The 20,113-nt window shown below is 61.4% G+C and carries 26 protein-coding genes; 13 read left to right on the top strand and 13 right to left on the bottom strand.

All coding sequences use genetic code 11. The annotated features are described in order from the left end of the window. The 13 genes from KF784_16530 to KF784_16470 form a co-directional block, all read left to right on the top strand. Positions 1-472 (top strand): alpha-ketoacid dehydrogenase subunit beta (locus KF784_16530; protein MBX3120666.1); only part of this gene is annotated, 472 nt, incomplete at its 5' end. A gap of 88 nt (positions 473-560) precedes the next feature. Then, positions 561-1,733 carry a 2-oxo acid dehydrogenase subunit E2 gene (locus KF784_16525; protein MBX3120665.1) on the top strand — a complete coding sequence of 391 codons (1,173 nt, stop codon included), beginning with the start codon at positions 561-563 and terminating at the stop codon, positions 1,731-1,733. Then, positions 1,730-1,987 carry an acyl carrier protein gene (locus KF784_16520; protein ID MBX3120664.1) on the top strand — a complete coding sequence of 86 codons (258 nt, stop codon included), beginning with the start codon at positions 1,730-1,732 and terminating at the stop codon, positions 1,985-1,987. The genes KF784_16525 and KF784_16520 overlap by 4 nt, the downstream gene beginning before the upstream one ends. Before the next feature lie 11 nt (positions 1,988-1,998). After that, the gene (locus tag KF784_16515) at positions 1,999-2,664 is read left to right on the top strand and encodes a nucleotidyltransferase domain-containing protein (GenBank protein MBX3120663.1); all 666 of its coding nucleotides are present in this window, start codon (positions 1,999-2,001) and stop codon (positions 2,662-2,664) included. 575 nt (positions 2,665-3,239) lie between these two features. After that, positions 3,240-3,713, top strand: a complete 474-nt coding sequence (locus tag KF784_16510; GenBank protein ID MBX3120662.1) for an Hsp20/alpha crystallin family protein — start codon at positions 3,240-3,242, stop codon at positions 3,711-3,713. Positions 3,714-3,729: 16 nt separating this feature from the next. Next, the gene (locus KF784_16505; GenBank protein MBX3120661.1) at positions 3,730-3,879 is read left to right on the top strand and encodes a hypothetical protein; all 150 of its coding nucleotides are present in this window, start codon (positions 3,730-3,732) and stop codon (positions 3,877-3,879) included. Between the two features lie 52 nt (positions 3,880-3,931). Continuing rightward, positions 3,932-4,585 (top strand): phosphoribosyltransferase, encoded by a 654-nt coding sequence (locus KF784_16500; protein ID MBX3120660.1) that lies wholly within the window; start codon positions 3,932-3,934, stop codon positions 4,583-4,585. Positions 4,586-4,633: 48 nt separating this feature from the next. Beyond that, entirely contained in the window at positions 4,634-5,134 is a 501-nt protein-coding gene (locus KF784_16495; protein ID MBX3120659.1) for a hypothetical protein, read from the top strand. 65 nt (positions 5,135-5,199) lie between these two features. Continuing rightward, positions 5,200-5,751, top strand: coding sequence for a nuclear transport factor 2 family protein (locus KF784_16490; protein MBX3120658.1), 552 nt, complete (start codon positions 5,200-5,202; stop codon positions 5,749-5,751). Between the two features lie 13 nt (positions 5,752-5,764). Then, positions 5,765-6,622: a universal stress protein gene (locus tag KF784_16485; GenBank protein MBX3120657.1), complete on the top strand. Its 858-nt coding sequence runs from the start codon at positions 5,765-5,767 to the stop codon at positions 6,620-6,622. A gap of 59 nt (positions 6,623-6,681) precedes the next feature. Beyond that, positions 6,682-7,044, top strand: coding sequence for a cytochrome c (locus tag KF784_16480; GenBank protein ID MBX3120656.1), 363 nt, complete (start codon positions 6,682-6,684; stop codon positions 7,042-7,044). A 94-nt stretch (positions 7,045-7,138) separates the two neighbouring features. Next, positions 7,139-8,263, top strand: a complete 1,125-nt coding sequence (locus tag KF784_16475) for a hypothetical protein (protein MBX3120655.1) — start codon at positions 7,139-7,141, stop codon at positions 8,261-8,263. A gap of 4 nt (positions 8,264-8,267) precedes the next feature. After that, complete coding sequence (locus KF784_16470) at positions 8,268-11,000, top strand: GNAT family N-acetyltransferase (protein ID MBX3120654.1); 2,733 nt, start codon at positions 8,268-8,270, stop codon at positions 10,998-11,000. Between the two features lie 24 nt (positions 11,001-11,024). On the opposite strand, the gene KF784_16465 is transcribed toward KF784_16470, so the two are convergent. From KF784_16465 to ppk2, 13 genes are all read right to left on the bottom strand, one after another. Further along, the gene (locus KF784_16465; GenBank protein ID MBX3120653.1) at positions 11,025-11,306 is read right to left on the bottom strand and encodes a hypothetical protein; all 282 of its coding nucleotides are present in this window, start codon (positions 11,304-11,306) and stop codon (positions 11,025-11,027) included. Between the two features lie 203 nt (positions 11,307-11,509). Next, positions 11,510-12,046 (bottom strand): hypothetical protein, encoded by a 537-nt coding sequence (locus KF784_16460; protein ID MBX3120652.1) that lies wholly within the window; start codon positions 12,044-12,046, stop codon positions 11,510-11,512. Positions 12,047-12,066: 20 nt separating this feature from the next. After that, the gene (locus tag KF784_16455) at positions 12,067-12,621 is read right to left on the bottom strand and encodes a hypothetical protein (GenBank protein MBX3120651.1); all 555 of its coding nucleotides are present in this window, start codon (positions 12,619-12,621) and stop codon (positions 12,067-12,069) included. A 3-nt stretch (positions 12,622-12,624) separates the two neighbouring features. Beyond that, positions 12,625-13,212: a hypothetical protein gene (locus KF784_16450; GenBank protein ID MBX3120650.1), complete on the bottom strand. Its 588-nt coding sequence runs from the start codon at positions 13,210-13,212 to the stop codon at positions 12,625-12,627. A gap of 30 nt (positions 13,213-13,242) precedes the next feature. Beyond that, positions 13,243-13,629, bottom strand: coding sequence for a hypothetical protein (locus KF784_16445; GenBank protein ID MBX3120649.1), 387 nt, complete (start codon positions 13,627-13,629; stop codon positions 13,243-13,245). Continuing rightward, on the bottom strand, positions 13,626-14,108 hold the full coding sequence (locus tag KF784_16440) for a hemerythrin domain-containing protein (protein MBX3120648.1): 483 nt from the start codon (positions 14,106-14,108) through the stop codon (positions 13,626-13,628). The genes KF784_16445 and KF784_16440 overlap by 4 nt, the downstream gene beginning before the upstream one ends. Positions 14,109-14,121: 13 nt before the next feature. Further along, positions 14,122-14,565 carry a cytochrome c gene (locus KF784_16435; GenBank protein MBX3120647.1) on the bottom strand — a complete coding sequence of 148 codons (444 nt, stop codon included), beginning with the start codon at positions 14,563-14,565 and terminating at the stop codon, positions 14,122-14,124. Between the two features lie 56 nt (positions 14,566-14,621). Beyond that, positions 14,622-15,548 carry a hypothetical protein gene (locus tag KF784_16430; protein MBX3120646.1) on the bottom strand — a complete coding sequence of 309 codons (927 nt, stop codon included), beginning with the start codon at positions 15,546-15,548 and terminating at the stop codon, positions 14,622-14,624. A gap of 57 nt (positions 15,549-15,605) precedes the next feature. Further along, positions 15,606-16,844, bottom strand: a complete 1,239-nt coding sequence (locus KF784_16425; protein ID MBX3120645.1) for a hypothetical protein — start codon at positions 16,842-16,844, stop codon at positions 15,606-15,608. Continuing rightward, a complete protein-coding gene (locus KF784_16420) occupies positions 16,829-17,746 on the bottom strand; it encodes a 2-oxoacid:acceptor oxidoreductase family protein (GenBank protein ID MBX3120644.1) in 918 nt (305 codons plus the stop codon). Before KF784_16420 ends, KF784_16425 begins: the two co-directional genes overlap by 16 nt. Before the next feature lies 1 nt (position 17,747). Further along, a complete protein-coding gene (locus tag KF784_16415; GenBank protein ID MBX3120643.1) occupies positions 17,748-18,020 on the bottom strand; it encodes a YtxH domain-containing protein in 273 nt (90 codons plus the stop codon). 394 nt (positions 18,021-18,414) lie between these two features. Next, the gene (locus tag KF784_16410) at positions 18,415-18,990 is read right to left on the bottom strand and encodes a c-type cytochrome (protein ID MBX3120642.1); all 576 of its coding nucleotides are present in this window, start codon (positions 18,988-18,990) and stop codon (positions 18,415-18,417) included. A gap of 52 nt (positions 18,991-19,042) precedes the next feature. Continuing rightward, on the bottom strand, positions 19,043-20,098 hold the full coding sequence (gene ppk2, locus KF784_16405) for a polyphosphate kinase 2 (protein MBX3120641.1): 1,056 nt from the start codon (positions 20,096-20,098) through the stop codon (positions 19,043-19,045). Positions 20,099-20,113 lie beyond the last annotated feature (15 nt).

The raw sequence follows: 20,113 nt of genomic DNA, 5'->3' as shown, positions 1-20,113 counted from the left end.
TTTTATCTTTGAACATGCGTACCTCTATTCCATGGAAGGCACTCTGGAAGAGGGCCCGGTTCCGGTCGAGATCTCGCATGCGGCCGTCCGTCGCATTGGGAAAGATGTCAGCCTGCTCACCTTCGGCGGCAGCCTCTGGAAAGCGTTGGCCGCCGCCACACAACTGGCGCAGGCAGGCATCGAGGCTGAAGTCGTGGATCTGCGGGTCCTGCGCCCGCTTGATCGCGACACCCTTCTGGCGTCGGTGAGAAAGACTCACCGAGCGGTCGTGATCGACGAAGCCTGGCGCACCGGCAGTTTCGCCGCGGAAATCTCCGCCGTGATCATGGAACAGGCGTTTTACGAGTTGGATGCCCCGGTCGCGCGCGTATGCAGTGAAGAGGTCCCGATTCCCTATCCGAAACATCTGGAGGAGGCGGCGCTGCCGTCCGTGGAGAACATCGTGCAGGCGGTTCGCCGGTTGCTGGGATAATCGATGGCTCGGCTCTTGCTCCGTCACGCATCGGCCGTTCCATTTTACGTGTCACCATTCGCGCTTCACGCTTCAGGGAGTCTCTTTCATGGCTGAATTCGTCATGCCCACCCTCGGCGCGGACATGACCGAGGGGACCTTGGTACAATGGAAAAAGCGGATCGGCGACCGGATCGCCAAGGGCGAGATCATCGCGGAGGTCGATACGGAAAAAGCGGCCATCGAGGTCGAATGCCATGCCAGCGGGATCGTCGAACAGTTGCTGAGCACACCCGGAGACAAAGTCCCGGTCGGCACCGTGATGGCGATCATTCGCGAAGCAGGGCAACCGGCAGCCGCCGCGGCCCAGCCACAGCACATCGCGCCCCAGCCGGTCACTCCTTCCAGAATCCCGCCCGTTGCCAAGACTGCTCCCGCATCGTCGCCGGGTACCCGCCTGCGCATCTCTCCCGCAGCCAGAACGCTGGCCGCCGAGCGAGGGATTGATCCGGCGGGCCTTCAGGGAACGGGGCCGGAAGGGGCCATCACGCTGGACGATGTCACCCGTGCGCTCGCGAGCGACGTCAAGGTCGCCGCACCACTCACCATGGCCGAGCGCCAGGCGCGCATGCGGCAAACCATCGCCGCCGCCATGGCTCGCTCCAAACGCGAGATCCCGCACTACTACCTGAGCACCACCATCGACATGAGCCGTGCCTTGGCTTGGCTGACAGCGGAAAATCAGCGTCGCCCGGTGACGGAACGATTGTTATCGAGCGTCCTCTTCATCAAGGCCGTCGCCCTCGCACTTCGGCAGGTACCCGAACTCAATGCCCTGTGGAAGGACGGCGATGCAGTCAGAAGCGAGCGCATTCACATCGGCACGGCCATTTCTCTGCGCCAGGGAGGGCTCGTCGCACCGGCCCTGCACGACGCCGACCGCGCCGACCTCGGCGACTTGATGCAACGGTTCCAGGACCTGGTCAAACGGGCCCGTGCCGGTTCGTTACGAAGTTCGGAACTGTCGGACGCCACCATCACCGTCACCAGTCTTGGCGAACAAGGGGTGGAAACCGTGTTCGGAGTCATTTATCCTCCGCAAGTGGCGTTGGTCGGATTCGGCAAGGTGGTCGAACGGCCCTGGGTGGCCGACGGGCAGGTCGTCCCACGACCGGTCGTGACCCTGTCGTTGTCCGCGGATCACCGTGTCAGCGACGGCCATCGCGGCGGATTGTTTCTGGCTGAAATCGATCGTCTTCTACAAGAGCCTCAATCGTTATGACGACCACACCATCCGACGCCGACACCCGCGCGCAAATTCTCCGTCTTCTCGGCGAGATCGCCCCCGAGGCAGACTTGGCCTGCCTCAACCCCGATGTCAGCTTTCGAGACCAGCTCGACCTCGACTCGATGGACTTCCTCAACTTCGTGGTCGCACTGCACAAGGCATTCCACATCGAGATCCCTGAAACCGACTATCCCAAATACATGACTTTGAACGGTTGCGTCGCCCAAGTTGCCGCATCGCGAACATGACCAACCCCCACTTGCCAGCAAGCGACACCTGCATCCTGAAAGTCGTCGTCGGCTCGCATGCGCACGGCCTGGCCGGACCGGACAGCGACAAGGATTTCCGCAGCGTGTTCGTGCTGCCCACCGCTGAATTGTTTCGTGTAGGTTTCAAATACCAAGGCACGAGGATGATGAAGGAAGAAGACGACGAGACCGCCTGGGAAATCGGGCACTTTCTCCAGCTCGCGCTGCAGGGCCATCCCTTGGTGCTGGAAACGCTGGTCGCTCCGGTCGTCACGATGGACGACTGGGGCACGGAGCTCCGGCAACTCTTCCCCCGTCTCTGGTCCGCACAGACCGCCTATGACTCCTTTCTCAACTACTGCGAGAACCAGCGCAAGAAGATGCTGGAGAAAAAGGACGGCAGGCCGGCGAAATACGCCGCGGCCTACGTGCGCGTGCTGTTTAATCTCTGCGAGTTGCTGGAACGCGGCAGCTTCAGTATCAGGATTTCGGAAACTCCGGTCGGCGAAGTCGTGCGTCGGATCAAGTCGGGACAGTACCGGCCCGGTGAAGTCATCGATCTAGGGGAGTACTGGAGTGAAGAGGCCGCTCGCCGTCTTCGCACCTGCACGCAACAGGCGCGCCCGGACCTCGCCGATGCATACCTGCTCAAACTGCGGAAGGCGTTTCTGCGTTAGCGACCGAACGACCGGCAGCGCGAACATAAAAAACCCGCTTCCGTGTGGAGATCGGGCCTGCCGACCGAGCGAGATCCATCCGGACACCCCGGCACCACGCTCACGCCGGATGTCCCGCGCCTCCCGTTCATCGGGCTCCCACTGGAGCCGTGCCTCATACTGGCACCGAGATGGAAGCGCGTCCCTTCAGAACTGATCCCGAAACCGGCACAGACGCAATCCCCGAACCAACTCTTCGCTGCACGGAAGCGGGGATGTCGACCTTATCCTGGCTCCACCTCCCTTCACCTATTCATGTAAGCACGGTCGGCCTGGAATCAATGAGGTAATTGGCACCATTGCCGCTCCGCGCTGCTGCCCCGTATCGCCCCACCCTCCGGCACTGACAACCGGGAGGACGCCTCGCCGATTGCTCTAAGCGAGTGAACTTTCGCCACTCCCGGATGCGGCCATCGCAGGATTTCTTCCTGGCATCGGGCCTGCAATAGTCCGGAAGCAGTTGCGCGTGACGAACGAATGGTCGATGGTCAGGCGCAGATGCACCATCCACAGGCTTGCACAAAGGAGACGGCATCATGAGTGGACTGACACGCTGGGAACCGTTTCGCGCGCAGTGGAACCCTTGGAAAGAACTGGAAGATGTGGAGAAGCGTCTGTCGGCACTCTGGGGACGGCCCCAGGGGAAGGTCGAAGGACAAAAGGAAGCGATCTCGGTAGCCGAATGGGCTCCGCTGGTCGATATCACGGAGGACGACAAGGAATATCTGATCAAAGCCGAGCTGCCGGAGATCAAAAAGGAAGACGTGAAGCTGACCGTGCAGGACAATGTGCTCGCCATTTCCGGCGAACGGAAATACGAGAAGGAAGAAAAAGACAAGAAGTACCACCGGGTGGAGCGCGCCTACGGCAGTTTTCTGCGGAGCTTCACGCTGCCGGAAGATGCCGATGGCAGCAGGGTCGCGGCGGAGTACAAAGACGGTGTGCTGAAGGTCCATCTGCCGAAATCGGAGAAGGCCAAACCGAAATCCATCGAGGTCAAGGTCTCCTGAGCGGAAGGAGCAGACCATGTTCAAACATCCTCGGTACTTGGATATTCCCTGGGAAATGCATTGGCATCCTGAGGGGTCGTCGCACCATCACCGGTGGTTGGTGTTCCTCATGATTGTTGTGGCACTCTTTTTGATCGGCGTGGGAGTGACCAGCGGGCTCTGGTAGACAGCACAAGACTGACACACCGTGCGACACAGGCGAATAAGGGGCACGCGACATGTTCAAGAACCGTGAAGAAGCCGGCGAACTGCTCGCACAGGAATTAGCCGCATACCGAAACGATCCTGCGGCGATCCTGCTCGCGCTCCCGCGCGGAGGGGTGGCAGTAGCCTATCAATTGAGTCTGGCGCTGCATCTGCCTCTGGATGTGCTGATCACACGTAAAATCGGCGCGCCCGGCAATCCGGAATATGCGCTGGGGGCGGTCAGTGAAACGGGAGCGGTCTACTGGAATCGGGAGGCGCTCTCCGGCCTCTCATTGACGGATCGAGACCTGGCGGCCGCCGTACAGACGCAGCAAAAGGAAGTCGCCCGGCGTGTGGCCCTCTACCGGCAGGGGCGGCCGTTCCCCTCACTCAAGGACCGGACGGTGATTCTCGTGGACGACGGACTGGCAACCGGCGCCACCTTCTTTGCATCGGTCGCGACGGTGCGTCAGGCGCATCCCCGCCGTGTCATCGGGGCCGTTCCGGTCGGTCCGCACAGCACCGTGGAACAGGCGCGGGCGATCGTGGATCAATTGGTGGTGCTCCGAACACCGGACCCGTTTTATGCCGTCGGCAATTTCTACCGGGAATTCGAACAGGTCGAAGACCGAGAAGTGTTGCAGTATCTCAACCTCGCAGAAGAAGCATTTGTGAGCAGGTCATAAGCGCCGGGAGAGCGCCACGAACCGGCGCTCCGGCCAGGAAAGGGGCGTATGGCAATGAACAAACAGACGGAAGGCGGCCACAGCGCGCGCCGCGATCGATTCGTTGAGGAATATAAACACGATTCGTACAAGATGCCGGGCAAGTTGAAGGAGCCGACGGTCTGCACCACGTGCGGCGCCCTCTACCAAAAAGGTCGCTGGACCTGGGAAGCCAAACCGGCAGATGCCGAACCAATCACCTGTCCCGCATGCCTGCGGATCCAGGACAAGAATCCCAAGGGATTCGTGACCCTGAAAGGGCCATATACGACCCAGCATCGCGATCAGGTGATGGGGCTGATTCACAATACCGAGGCGCAGGAAAAGAACTCCCACCCCATGGCTCGCATCATGACGATCGAAGACCGGACCGAGGGGCTGGTCGTCCTCACCACCGACGCCCATTTGCCCCGGCGCATCGGCGAAGCGCTCAAACATGCACACCATGGAGAATTGGACATTCAATACGATCAGGACGAAGAGTTTGTCCGGATCACCTGGACCGGTTAGGCCCTCGGCGTGAACAGGGCGCGCCGGGTGCACGCAGTAATCGGAACGGTCGAGGCGAGGGGGTCATGGGGGAACGGCGGCGGAGAGGGATACAATGGAGCGGATTGCTGATCGGTGGAATCCTGGTTCTACTCGCCATCCTACCGGCAGCGAGGGCCGAGGTGCGGATGCTGCCGGACGCGGCCGCTGAGCTGGATCAGGCGACGACAGAGGCGGTCATGCGCACCTTTCGTGCGGCTGATGAGGCCATCCGCACACGCGACCTCGATGGCGTGATGGCCCTCTATTCGGAACAGTACGACTATCACGGACTCAAAAAATCCGACATGCGGAAGGTGTGGGCCGATCTCTTCGATGAATTCCAGGACCTCACCGATACCCATCACTTTTCAAGGCTGGCCAAGGTCGGCAGCGGCTCGAACACTATCATCGAAGTCACCTGCACCGGCAGCTTGTCCGGACGCTCAAAGACCGGCGGCTTACGTGTCCCGATCGATAGTTGGTATGAAGAAGTTCACTACATGACGTTCGAAGACGGACAGTGGCGCATTCGAGGCAACGTCGGCGATTCCCCGCGGTTGATGCCCTTCGGCACGTCGCCGCATCCGTTGTTCTAAAGGAAGGAGGCCTATGCGCGTTCTGATCGCACTGGACTGGTCGGAGCAGGCGTTTGCGGCCGTTCGAGAAGCCTCGTATCTCTACGATCTGCATGAGGTCGTTCTGCTGCATGGAATCGACCTCGGGATGTTTCAATATCCCATCGTCGCGGAAGTGAGCAGCATGCAGGGCTATGACGACTTCCGCACTGCCATGAAGAAGGCGGGCGAGCAGCTCCTGGATCACACCACCACGCTCCTGCCCGCGAAGGGAGTGTCCATCACCCGCGTCTGTGAGTTCGCCAAACCGGCATCGCTGATTCTGGACAAGGCGCGGGATCTTCGTCCGGAGCTGATCGTGCTCGGCGCGCGGGGACGCGGGCGTGTCGGCGAATTCGTCCTGGGCAGTGTCTCCCATCGCGTCGCGCTGCATGCGGATTGTACGACGTTGATCGTGAAGGAACGGGAGGGACCGGTCAAGCGAGTCACGGTGGCCGTCGAAGGACATGAGGACGCCGAGCGCATCAAATCCTGGCTGCTCGCCCACCCGTTTAGAAATCCGGTCGATCTCACCATTGTGAGCGTGGTGCGGCCCATTCCCGCCACCGATCCCTTCAGCCTCTTTCCGCTTCAAGACTGGACCGGCATCGCCGTACGCTCGGCGGAAGATTTGGTCAAACAGCTCGCCGCCTCGGTGATGAACAACCGGTATACGGTCGGGACGCAGGTGAGTGTGGGCGATCCCACGGACATTTTGACGGAACGCGCCAAATCGGCAGACCTGTTGATCATCGGCTCACACGGACGGAAAGGACTGGAGCGGTTTCTTCTGGGGAGTATTTCTCACGCACTGCTCCACCAGGTCCCCTGTCCCGTGTTGTTAGTACGATGAGGTGAGCGGCAATCTTTCGGAAGACATCGAATCATCGTCGAACCATAAAGGAGTCCCGCATGAAAACCTTCAGTATTCTCTGCGCTCTTTGCCTCGTGATCCTGGGAAGCACCTGGGCCGCCGGCCAGACCAATCGCGGCAATCCTCGCGACGGCCAGGCCATCTATGAAAAAAACTGCCTCCGGTGCCATGGCGACAAACTGGACGGGAACGGACCGGATGGGCAGTATCTGATCGTGCGGCCGGCGAATTTTCAGTCGGTCAACTCGCGGGTGAAAACCGATTGGGAATTGCTGATCACGATTGCGAACGGGGCCCTGTTCAGCCCCATGCACGGCTATCGGGGGAAATTGACGGATCAACAAATGCTGGACGTGTTGTCCTATATCCGTTCCGTCGCGGCACCCGAATTTGTGAGTTAGCCGACGGGCCGGAGGCCGTATGGTTCGGTATGGACACGTGGGCACCGGCCTGCTCCTGCTCCTCTTCTGTCTGGTCATAAGGCCGGGAGTCGGCATGACCTCGGAGCCGGCCCCCGATGTGGAAGTGTTCGTACGTACCGGCTGCCCCCATTGCGAGGCGGCGAAAGTCTTTCTCGAACAGCTTCGACGGACTCATCCCGACCTCCGCATCCTGTTTCACGACATCGCGGTCGATCGCGATGCGTTGGCACGACTGCACAGGCTCGCGCAAGACCAGGCCCTCTCGGTGGTCGGAGTGCCGGCGTTCTATCTGAATGGGGAACTGATCGTCGGATACCAGGACGATCACACCACCGGCGCCCGTCTCCTCGCCATGCTCGAGCATCCCCCCACCACGCCAGCCGCCGAACCGTTTGTCGCCTGCCGCCCGGCCCAGCCGGACTGCCAGGCCAAAGCCCAAGCCACGGCTGAGGCGGATACCATCGTGCTGCCGTGGGTGGGCCGCGTCGGCGTCGCTGAGTTGGGCCTTCCACTGTTCACGCTCGCCATCGGCCTGCTCGACGGCTTCAATCCCTGTGCGATGTGGGTCCTCCTGTTTCTCTTGTCGTTGCTGGCGACCCTGCGCGACCGCTTCGGCATGGTGCTCATCTCCGGCACCTTCGTGCTGGTGAGCGGTCTCATCTATTTTGCCTTTATGGCGGCCTGGCTGAACCTGTTTCTACTGATCGGCCTGTCCCATGCCGTCCAGTTCATATTGGGAGCGCTGGCCATAGGGATCGGCCTGGTGAACGTGAAAGACTTTTTCGCGTTCCGGCGGGGATTTTCGTTGAGCATTCCGGACGCCGCCAAGCCTGGGCTCTATGCGAGGATCCGCCGGATCGTCCAGGCGGAACATCGAGCCGGCGCCCTGGTCGGCGTGATCGTGCTGGCGGGCTTGGTCAACCTCGTCGAGTTACTGTGCACGGCCGGATTCCCCGCCCTCTACACCCAGGTGTTGAGCACCTACCATCTGCCAACCTGGCACTACTATGCCTACCTCGGGCTTTACAATCTCGCCTACATCGCCGACGATGCGCTGATGGTCACGCTGGCGGTCGTCACCTTGGGACGCCGCAAGTTGGACGAACGCGAAGGCCGGTGGTTGAAACTCCTCAGCGGCGCGGTCATGATCGCACTGGGGTTGCTGCTGATCGTGAAACCGAGCCTGCTGACGAGGTGATTCGATGCAACGTCTTCGCCCGCGCCACATACCCCCCCTACGGGACGATGGACCAGACGCGGGGCACACGATCCTGAGCGATGGCACCACGGCCTTGCTGCGGATCGCGCAACCAGGCGACGCCGACGAGTTGCAACGCTTCGTCGAACGTCTCTCTCCGGCGGCAACGCGCCATCGATTTTTCTCGGAAACCGATCCCCCCGCCGAGGTGATCCGCACACTCTGCGATTCGTCGCAGCCACAGCGGAGCCTCACGCTGCTCGCTCTCCGGCGCCAGGACGATACGCTGAGCATTATCGCTTCAGGGTCGTACCATGCGCGAAACCCGCATGAGGCGGAAGTCGCCATGGCCGTCGACGACCGGCTCCATGGGCACGGGCTCGGCACGATTCTGCTCGAACGTCTGGCCCTACTCGCCATCCGGCACGGGTTCACCAAACTCTGGGCCATCACCCATGCCGACAATCTGGCGATGCGTGAGGTGTTCGCCACATCCGGCTTCACCATGGAAGAACATCTTGACGGCGGCGACATGGAGGTCGAATTATCGCTGACCCCAACCGATGAGAGCGTGCGGCAATCGGAATGGCGCGAGCGGGTCGCCACAACCGCCTCACTGCGTCCCCTCTTCCATCCCCGCACCGTCGCCGTGATCGGCGCCTCTCGCTCTCCGCAGAGTATCGGGTATCGCCTCCTCGACGCGCTCCACAGCAATGGATTTCGCGGGCGCTGCTACGCCGTCAACCCGCATGCATCCACAATCGCGGGGGTCGACACCTTTCCCTCGCTCCATGCCCTGCCGGAACCGGCCGATCTCGCAGTCATTGCCGTGCCCAAAGACGCGGTCCTTTCCGTGGTGGACGACTGCGCGGCAACCGGAGTCCGCGCCCTGGTGGTCATCACTGCCGGGTTCGCCGAGGTCGGCGAGGAAGGGCGTCGACTGCAAGCGCAACTGTTGGACAAGGTCCGGCAGCATGGCATGCGCATGGTCGGGCCGAACTGCTTCGGCATCCTGAATACAGACCCGTCGGTGCAGCTCAACGCCACCTTCACCTCCACCTTTCCGCTCGCCGGTTCGATTGCGATGTCATCCCAAAGCGGCGCCTTGGGGCTGGCCCTGCTCGCGGCGTCACGACGATTGCAACTCGGCCTGTCGACCTTCGTCAGCGTCGGCAACAAGGCGGATGTCTCCGTGAACGACCTGTTGCAGTATTGGGAGAGTGATCACGCCACAACCGTCATTTTGTTGTATGTGGAATCGTTCGGGAACCCCAGGCGGTTCGCGCACATCGCGCGGCGAGTCAGCCGCAACAAACCGATCGTCGCACTCAAAGCAGGCCGGACATCGTCCGGCAAACGTGCCGCCGGCTCACACACCGCCGCGCTGGCCGCCAACGATGTCGCGGTCGAGGCCTTGTTTCAACAAACTGGCATTCTGCGGGCCGATACGCTGGAAGATATGTTCGCGCTCGCGGCGGCTCTGTCGGAGCAGCCTTTGCCCAAAGGCACACGGGTCGGCATCCTGACCAATGCAGGCGGGCCGGCCATTCTCTGCGCGGATGCCTGTGAAGCAGCCGGCCTGGAGGTGCCGGAGTTGTCTCAGGCGACGATCACGCGGCTTTCGCCGTTTCTCCCCGCCTCCGCCTCGCTGCGCAACCCGGTCGACTTAATCGCTTCGGCCGGCCCTGAGCAGTACCATGAGGCCATCCACACGCTCCTGACCTCCGACGACATCGACGCTTTGATCATCTTGTACATCGCCGTCACCAGCACCGACGTCGATCCGATTGCGGCAGGCATCACCCGAGGGATTGCTGCGGCGCGGGCGGCACAGCCGATCAAGAAGCCGGTCTATGTGGGCTGGATGGTGGAGTCCGATCGCGAGCGCCGATTATCCCTGCCCGGGGAAACCATTCCGACGTTCGGCCTGCCTGAACTCCCCGCGCGTGTCCTAGGCACCATCGCCAGATACGTCCAGTGGCGCGATCGCCCGCTCGGCATGGTGCCCGACTTCGACGATCTGGATCTGCCGGCCGTTCAGACCATCTGCCGCGACGTGCTGGCCACCAGGGGAGGCGGCTGGTTGACGGTCACTGAAACGCGCGCGGTCTTGTCCGCCATGGCAATCACGCTGCCTCCGGGCGGAGTGGCGACCAGCGCCGAGGAGGCCGCCGCACTTGCTGCGCAGATCGGCTTTCCGGTCGCCGTGAAATTAGCCTCGCATACCCTCGTCCATAAGACGGAGATCGGCGGCGTGCATCTGAATCTCACGAGTAAGGCCGAGGTGCGCCATGCGTATGAGGAGATCGCCGCACGCCTGTCTCAAGAGCAGCAGACGGACGCGATGGAAGGCGTGCTCGTCCAGCCGATGGTGAAAGGCGGCGTCGAGATGATGGCGGGGATGGTTCAAGATCCCTCCTTCGGCCCCTTGATCGGCTTCGGGCTCGGCGGGATCCATGTCGAAATTCTGGGAGATGTGCGTTTCCGGATCACCCCGCTGACGGAGCTGGATGCCGCCGACCTCATTCGCAGCATAAAGGGCTATCGCCTACTGCAAGGGTATCGCGGGCACCCGCCGGCCGACGTCGATGCGATTCAGGATCTGCTGCTGCGGCTCTCGCGGTTAGTCGAAGAGGTGCCGGAGATCGTGGAACTGGACCTCAATCCGATCTTCGCCCTTCCGCCGGGACAGGGCTACAGCATTGTGGATGCGAGGATCAGGGTAGCAGGGAAGTGATTCGTGACTTACGCGGTACTGCGCTTACGAGCCCCACGCGGGCGAGCCGTTCGTGGCGAACGTGAAGGAAGCGTCCTGAGGCTGCCTCTCGACATACGCATCGAGCAAACGGCGAATCATGCGCTGGTATTGCGTGTGATGCCGGGAGGCTTCGGCCTTGAAGAAGTCCACACTCTTTTTGCTCAAGGCCAGGGTCACCTTGATACCTTCATCACGAAAAGCCAATTCGGCAGGCGAGGGCAGAAAATCCGGAATGATACGAATCGCGCCCAATGGTTCATCTCGATATTTTATTTTCGTGTTCATACACAGCCTTTCCTTTTCGCCAATAACCGGCACCGATGATACGAATCGCGGACGCTCGATAGGCAAACCGGACGGTCTGGACGCTATTCAAAGCGTGGCTTCGTCATGGCCTTCCGCACAAACTCCCACAAGGCAATCCTACATGCCATAGGGAAATATGGCTATTGCAGAGACCGGTTCACCTCGATCCGGCTTCGGCAGACCTAGCGTCCCTCTGCCCCCTGACGGCCTTCACAACCAGCGGTGGAGGACGACGCCGGTTTGCTCACGTCGTCGTCCCAGACCCGCCGTCTCGCGCCGACATGCGTCAACAAACATTCGGCCGTGGCCAGCAGGTCCTGCACCTGGCGCGCTGAACTGTCGCGAAAATGCGCCAGATCGAAAATGGGAATCTGGAGACAGACTTCCGCCCGATTCTTTCGTTCCGGTGAAAACACGATGCGGTGGGCAGGCGGTTGCGGATGCTCGCAGGGCTTGAGCAAATCGAGCGTCTGGAAAAACACTCGGCAGAGTCGCTGCAGATCGCCGAGAATCGCCCGATGTTCCTCATCATCGCCCAGCGGCAACTGGGCGGGATTGTCGAACGCCCCATACAGGTTGAGCTGAAATCCGATCTGAACGACCTCGCCCCCTCCCGTCTTGACGTAAAATGGGTCATGGTCGAAACAGACCTTGTGCTTCACGATCATGTCGCGAAGAGACTGCTCAGTAGGAAAGGCCTGGTCAAGATTCAGCTGCATAGGCCTCGGTTCACCTCCGTTCATGGCCCACCCCCGCCATGACAGACGAGACAATGTCCCATCCGACCCGGTCGATGGGCCCCGCGCCCCTTCTCATACAATTGCCGTACGACCGCCTCGTCTCGCAGCGTCGGATGGGTGGCTATCCTGTTTCCAAATTCATGACAGACCGTGCAGGAGTTGGTCCCCGTCGCGCGAAAGATAAATTCTCCATGGGGATTGGTACGCGTCTGCTCGGTAATCTGAGCCAGCGTTCCGCGATGCTCCGAATGGCAACCGGTGCAGGCCTGCCGTTCGACGACCAGCGCGCGATGCCACCCGGCCACGGCAGGCGTCGCTCGAGCCTCAAAGTACCCTTCAGTATGGCAAGCGATGCAACGGGCGGGACTGGGCCCTCGAAACGGCTCGTGACAATTGGTGCACCCGCCTCGATCCACATGGTAGCGGCTGAGGTCGCCCGGAGCCCAGAAGGCGGCGGGGCTCCGCACCGTCCCCCACCCTATCCATATCACCAGCACCAGGGTTGTCAACGCCACAGCCGGAACCGCTGTTCTCGGAAGCGGGAGGTAGCGCATGAGTCACGACATTCCGGCAAAGAACAACGCCCCTACCACATGCAGGACGGTGAAGACCAAGAACATCAGCGTCATCGGTGCATGGATAGCCTGCCAAAGACGAAAGGCCTCTTCCTGAGACGCCATCCCGTGCAACTGGGCGTCGACCTCACTCTCAGAGAGGCCTTGATGCTGAAGGTGGTGACGTTCCTCGTTGAGCGCCCTCAGACTCACGGCATGCACCAACTGCCCCACGATTCCGCTCAAGACCACGATCACCATGGACCCCATGGCCAGGATCGGAACGATCGCATGGTAATGGGCACCGGAGTGAAGAAAAATCAGCAGCGGCCCCAGGACGCCCGCCACCATGTGAACTCGAAACCACCCGCGCGGCCATCGACGCGAGGGACTGGTCCGTTTCCGAAGCGGATAGACGAACACCAGCAGCGTGACGGCCAAGCCCGCCCAGCCGACGCCGTGCCCGTACTGCGTATGGCCGAAGGGCGTGACCTTGTCGAGACTGAGCAGCGCTTCAAAGGCCAATGCGCTGAGAACCGCACCGACCGTCGCCGCGACCACCGCGAACAGGCGCGACCGCACTCCTGTCATAGATGATACCCGCGTGTCATCACGCACCGGTTACTTCCGGTATTTCTCAACCCCCTTGTTGCCGCCGGCGTGACAGCGCAAACAGTCTGCGAAACGCCCAGGCCCGTGCACACCCTTCGCCTTGGCCTTGAGTTCCTGCACCAACCGATTGTCTTCCACCTGCGCCAACATCAGGCCGTCTTTTCCGACACGATGACAATCCATACATGTCTTCGCGCCGGTCGCACGAAAAATCAAATCGCTGTGAGGATTCGCCGTCATTCCGCTCGAATCGGCCACCGTCCACACCACCGACGGTTCCTTCGACGGGGAATTCTCTCCTGCTCGATCGGGGGAGAACGCATTCCCTCCGGGCGCGACGGCCATGCAGAGCAGTGCCAGCAGACCACCCAGCGCAAGAAAGCCCCGCCCCCTCATGACCGTTCACTCCCGCAACAGGTTCGATACCGCTCCTCCGGAATCTCCTTCATGGCCTGATACAACTCTGCCCGCTCCCCGTCACTGATCACCTGATCGATCGAGGGGTACAGAATCCGCTCCTCCTTCATGTTGTGCGATTTCAGAATCTCCAACAATCGTTGCTCCTCTCGGTCGCTGTCGGGATTCTGTGCCTGCACTTTTTCATGAATGGCTTCCAGGCAATCGCCGATCATCCGGTGCTCGGTCCGCATGACTTGCGTGGGCCCGCCTTCCGCCATGCCGGAGTTTTCCTCCCACTTGGGAAACAGCACGTCTTCCTCCCAGACGATATGCCGCTGCAGGCCAAACTTAAACTCGACGAAGGCCTCCTTGGCCTTGGCGAAATCCGTGCGCTTCTGTTGCTGGAAGGTAGTGAAGAGCGCGTCCAGCCGGTCATGGTCTTGCTCGAACGTGACACTGATCTTTGCATCCGACATGCCGTTCTCCTTGTTATGAATGACGGAGTCTATATTCCAAGTGACAGGCGACACAGGCCTTCAGCACGTTATTGAACTCGGGCAGGATCCGCTTCAGATCGTTCGTCGGCATCACATCGGCCAACTGCTCGGCAGCCGCATGATGCGCCATCGCGAGATCGTGATAGGCCGGAGGAAAATTCTCCGGCTGCTGCCGAGCCATCGCATGCCGATGCATAAAGAATCCCAGATGCGTTTCGGTCAATCCTTGGGCCAGCCGGTAGTCCTCTTCCGCCAAGGCCGCCACAATCGCCTGGATCGTCTCCAGATGCTGGAGCATGACGGCGCGATGTTCCTGCCGCGCTTCTGCCCCCAACGGAATGGGCGTTCGTACATCCGGCAAATGCGCCGGCGTGACACGACCAGTGCCGGATGCAGGCCTCTGTTCTGCGCAACCGCTCGCCAGGACGAAGAGCACGAGCAGGCACGATACCCCCACCCTTACACTTATTCGCACTCGCCTCATGCCTGGTCCTAGGTCGCCAGCCGCCAGTAGGCATCCACCTGCTCTTGGATGTGCCGGATGGCGTCCGCTTGTACCGTCGGCTCGAACAGATGCCGAAACCGTCCCTGCAGTTGCAGATACGCCTCGACCGGCTTGCGCCTGGGAATATACGTGTGGGTGACCACCCCGTTGATCGCCTCTTTCAGCGGCCAGAGGCCGGTCTCCACAGCCAACTTGGCCACCTCCGGCGTGGCTCCCGGATCGTACAACCAGCCCGTCGGACAGGCGGCAAGGGCCAGGAACATCTTCGGTCCGGTGAAGGCGGCGGCGCGCGCGAACTTCTCCTCCAAATCCAGCGGATACCGTGGGGCGACCGTCGCGATGTAGGGCGGACGATGCGCCCGCCAGATCTCAAAGATGTCTTTCTTCTCCTGCGTCGTCGCGGCGGGATGCTGCAGACTGCAGGGCGATGTCGCCGTACTCGCGGCAAAGGGGGTGGCGGAGGAGAGCTGCATGCCGGTGTTGCCGTACGCTTCGTTGTCGTAACAGAGGTAATAAAAATCAAGCTTGCGATTCAGAGCGCCGGACGTCGACGAGAGGGCCATATCGTACGTGGAGCCATCACCTCCCAACACGATGACCTTCACATCTTCATCCTTCGGCACTCTCCCCTTGGCGATCAGCACATCCAAGGCATCGCGAATCCCCTGCGCGCCGGCCGGCGCCGAGCCCATAGTGGTATACAACCAGGATCCCTTGAACGAGCTGTAGGGGTAGGCCGCCAACATGGTAAAGCAGCCGGCGGCATTCACGTAGACGACATGATCGCCCAGCACCTTCGCGGCGAGTCGCAACGCTTCGAGGCCTCCACATCCGGCGCACAAGGCCGTGCCGGGAAGGACGTGCTCTTCGCGGGGAATCTGTTTGATCTTCTTGAAGGTCTCACGCTGCCACATCGTGTCTCTCGTCTCTCGTGAAGCGTCTCTCGCGGTTCACGTTCTGCGTTTCACGTCTCAGTTTGTACGCTCCACGCTTCCCGCCGCGACCATCTGCAATTGCGTCATCTCCCGATGTTCCTCAGCACTGTAGAGTAACACCGGTCCGCAGCCTTTTCCCGTGAGTCCTGCCTGCGCCGTCTGCTCAAACAGGGCCTGAAACGCGCCGGCCGAAAGATTCTGGCCTCCCAACCCGCCGATGAACGAGCACAGGGCCCGCGGCCTGGCGGTCTCGTGGTACACACAGGCGGCGATTTCTTGATAGAGAATCCCGCCCTGCCCCGGCGCCAGGTTCTGATCCAGCACGGCCACGGCCCGTCGCCCACGTAGGGCCTCTCGAATGGCATCAGCCGGCCAGGGGCGGATCATGCGCAACCGAAGCAGCCCTACCCGCTTCCCCTGCGCTCTGGCAACATCGACCGCCGCCTTCCCTGTGCTTGCCCCCGCATTGGTCATCACGAGCACATCTTCCGCATCATCCAACCGGTACCCTTCGACCAGGTCATACCGGCGGCCGAACAAGGCGTGGAACGATTCCGCTGCCTCTCGATGTACGTCGAGCGCATTCTGGGCAGCCAGGTGCACCTGATGACGGAAGTACGCATACGTGGTGCCGCCGATCACGGCCACACCCAACGCATGCGGCGACGAGGCCGTGAACCCGAGATGAGACGGACGGAAGGGCGGCAAAAACCGTCGTACGGTGTCCGGATCGGGCACCGTGACCGGCTCACGGGTGAACGACAGGGTAAACCCGTCCAGATTCACGATCACCGGCAACATCACACGCTCATCTTCCGCAATCCGATAGGCCATCAGAATCGAATCCAACACCTCCTGGCAGGTCTCGGCATGGATCTGCAGAAACCCGGCATCGCGCGCGGCCAACACGTCGTTGTGATCGGACTCCAACGTAATCGGTGCGGCCAGGGCTCGCGAGACATTGACGAGCACGAGCGGCGCACGCCACCCCGAAATGGAATAGAGCACCTCGAACGCATGCAGCAACCCTTGACTGGAGGTGGCCGTAAAGACTCGCGCGCCGGTCACTTCCGCCGCACCGGCCGCCGTCATCATGGAATGTTCGGAGTCCATGCTCACGAATCGCGCGGCCAACTCCCCCCGCTCACACCACTTGGCCAAGGCCTCCACGATTTCCGTCTGCGGCGTAATGGGAAACGCCGGGATGTAGTCAACGTCGGCCAGCCGGGCGCCCCAGGCAGCCGCCAGATTCCCCGTCATCATTTGGCTGTCCATGCGACCCCGCCTTCCTGCTCCCGCTCCGCAATCAATGCGTGAGTCGGACATTCGTGCACACAAATCTGACAGCCTTTGCAATGGTCATAGTCGACGACGGGGCGATCTTCCTGATTCATGGTAATCACGCCGTCCGGACAATAGACGAAACAGAGCCAGCATCCGTTGCACTTGTCTGCCACCAACACCGGGCGAAAGGTTCGCCATCCACCGGTTTCACGTAACACCGAATTTCCGGCCGCGGCGATCCTGGCTGTGCCCTTCGTGGGCGGTTCATAGGTCGGGTGGTGCAAGGACGCCGCGCCGACGGCTTGGGCGGTGCCTTGAGGCAATGTGGCCGGCTCAACCGAGTCGTAACACTGCCGCGCCACCGTCAGATTCCGCTCGATCACCGGCTCGGCCAGGCCGAGGTCGCGAAGCTCACCATCGATCGCCGAGCGCACAGGCTCCCACGCCAACCCTACCAACCGCGCGGCAACTGCGCCGAGCAGCGCACTGATGGCCTCACGCGCTCCCAGCTGTTGCAGCGCAATCCCCGTCACATCTCTCACCGTCACCTGCTCAGGCAAGGACAGGTGGGTGCGCAACAGGTCCGCGCTCAGCGACGAGTTCACGAACAGGACCGTCTGCCCGGTCACTCCGTCCAACACATGCGCCACCGCATCGTCCAGCAACGAGGCATCGGCCACCACGATGACGTCAGGATGCGCGATCGCCCCCCGTTCCCGAATCGGCTCACGACCGAAGCGCGTGAATGCCGCGACCGGCGCTCCCCTTCGCTCCGCGCCATAGATCGGGGCATCTTGGGCCACATACCCGCTGATAAACGCCGCGGTGCCGAGAATCCGGCTGGCCGTCTTCGCCCCCTGTCCGCCGCGCCCGTGAAATCGTACAGCCACCATCTCAGGCTCGATCCGCCCGCTCCTTCTTGAAAGCTTCTTTGCCGGCCGCCACTGCCGCGGCAATCGTCGCCTCGGTTTCCTTCAAGTACCGTTTCGCTTCATCGACGCTGTGAGAGATGTCTTGTCGAACCTCCCGAGCTTTCTCCAACATCTCTTCCTCCGTGCGGCGCGCATACCCACGTAATGCCGCACGCGTTTCGACGCCGGACTTGGGCGCATACAGAACGGCGGCTATCGCCCCCAGCACGGCACCGCTGAGAAACGCGATCGACATCCCGGCACCTGAACAATTGTGACTCTGATCGGCCATGGTGCTGTCTCCTTCCCGGCTAATGTATGAATCGGGCATCGGTATGCGCGGTTACCACCCGCTCTTGGAGAAAGCAGAGGACGTGCCAGGCACCGAGGCCTGCACCGGAGACAAATGGCGACTTTGGCGAGGATTTTCCGTGCGTCGCGCAGCAACATGCGCGATCCCTAGCTCGACTGGGGAATTCCAGAACCGCAGGAACGCGGCACTGTCGCAAAACGCATCAGTGGCAACGGTCGACGGAGGCACCCCGGCCGGTACGCCGAGCTCATTGCGGGACTTCACGGTCTATTGGAGGTGGTGATCAATCTGCGAAGGGAGCGGAGGAAGATACAGCAGACGGCGCGTTGGGACCCATTCACTCTTTTTCCGGCGACGACGGCGTCTCTGTCGCCACGGAGTCCTCCTCAGCTCCATTCCCACGATCGCTCTTGCGGGAGTCGCGCATGCCCCCGTGCCCCATTGGGCCGCGTCCGCGCATGCCATGATGACGTCGGAAGGTCCGCTCGTAGTGAATCAAGGCCCAGATCTCCTCGTCGGTGAGTTGCTCGCCGAAACCGACCATACTGGTCCCCGGGGACCCATGTTTGATCACCCAGAAGATTTCGCCTTCCGTCCGATGGCGCCAGAATCCATGATGCTGGAAGTTGCGAGGCGCAGGATTGAGCTGAGCCGCGAGCGGGCCATTGCCGTCCCCTTCCGCTCCATGACAATTGATACAGGTGCCTTTCCCCGCATAGAGCGCTTTGCCCTGTTCAATGGTCTGAGGTGAGTCCGGCACTGGGCTTCTCAGAGCCCGAGCTTCCGCCATCTTGTCCGCCGGGACGCGAGGCCGCATGAGATCATGCCCGGCCGCCCACGCCAGGGACGAACCACAGAGCAGCGCGACAAGCGGCATCGCCGACACCGCCAGACTTCCTCTTCGCTCCACCATACCTCGCCCCCTCCGGGGACACACCTCTGATCGGCCGCGTACCTGATCGGAGTCAGAAATCCAGTTCCGCCATCTTCCGATGAAAACGGGTGATCACGTTGGGATCCGGCGTGAGGCGAATCTGCGCTTCATCCTTCCCCCTGTACGGGAGGAGATTCAAGACATACCGCAGACCTTCCAGGCGAGCCGCCTGCTTATCGTTCGCCTTCACGATGATCCATGGGCTGAACGTCGTATGGGTTTTGCTGAACATCTCTTCCTTGAAGCGCGTATAGGAATCCCACATCTCCTGCGCCTTTTCGTCGACCGGGCTCAGCTTCCACTGTTTGAGCGGATTCTGCCGGCGGGCCTCAAACCGTTTTGCCTGCTCCTCCTTGGAAATCGAGAACCAGAACTTGATGATCGTGACGCCGTCTTCGTACAGCATGTGCTCGAATTCCGTCACCTGCTGCAGGAACCGCTGGTGCTCCTTTTTGCTGCAGAATCCCATGACCGGCTCCACCACGGCCCGGTTGTACCAACTCCGATCGAAGAAGACGATTTCGCCCTTGTTGGGCAGTTGCCGGATGTACCGCTGAAAATACCATTGCCCCCGTTCGTCGTCCGTCGGCTTCGGGAGGGCCACGACCCGCATCGCACGCGGGTTGAGATGTTCGGTGAACCGGCGGATGGTCCCGCCTTTGCCGGCCGCATCACGCCCCTCGACAAGAATCGCAATGCGCTGACCATCCGACTGCACCCAGCGCTGCAGGCGGACCAGCTCCACCTGTAACTGCCGCAATTCCTGTTCGTATAAGAGCGTCTTGCGCACCTCTTCCAGATTGATGTTCTTGCTCTTAATCAGTTGGATGAGGCCCCTCGGCGTATTGATACGACGCAGATCCTCTTCGCTCAAGATCCGGCCCGCTTCACCGATGAATCCCGCCGCCATGGCGCCGCCGGGGTCACGCGCCGCCTCGTATCCGTCGCCCACCCGGGGCACGGCAGTGGGGATCACCTCCAGGTCGTCATTCTCCAAATCCTCTGGCCCGAGCACCGTATCCGGCTCCATCGGCTCGCGGTCCTTTCGCCCCTTGGCTTTGCCGTTTCCTTGTCCGTTTCCTGCCATGCGCGCCCCCTGTCC

The organism is Fimbriimonadaceae bacterium (genome assembly GCA_019638775.1).
In the GTDB taxonomy this organism is placed as follows: domain Bacteria; phylum Armatimonadota; class Fimbriimonadia; order Fimbriimonadales; family Fimbriimonadaceae; genus JAHBTD01.
This window is presented reverse-complemented; position numbering and strand designations above follow the sequence as displayed.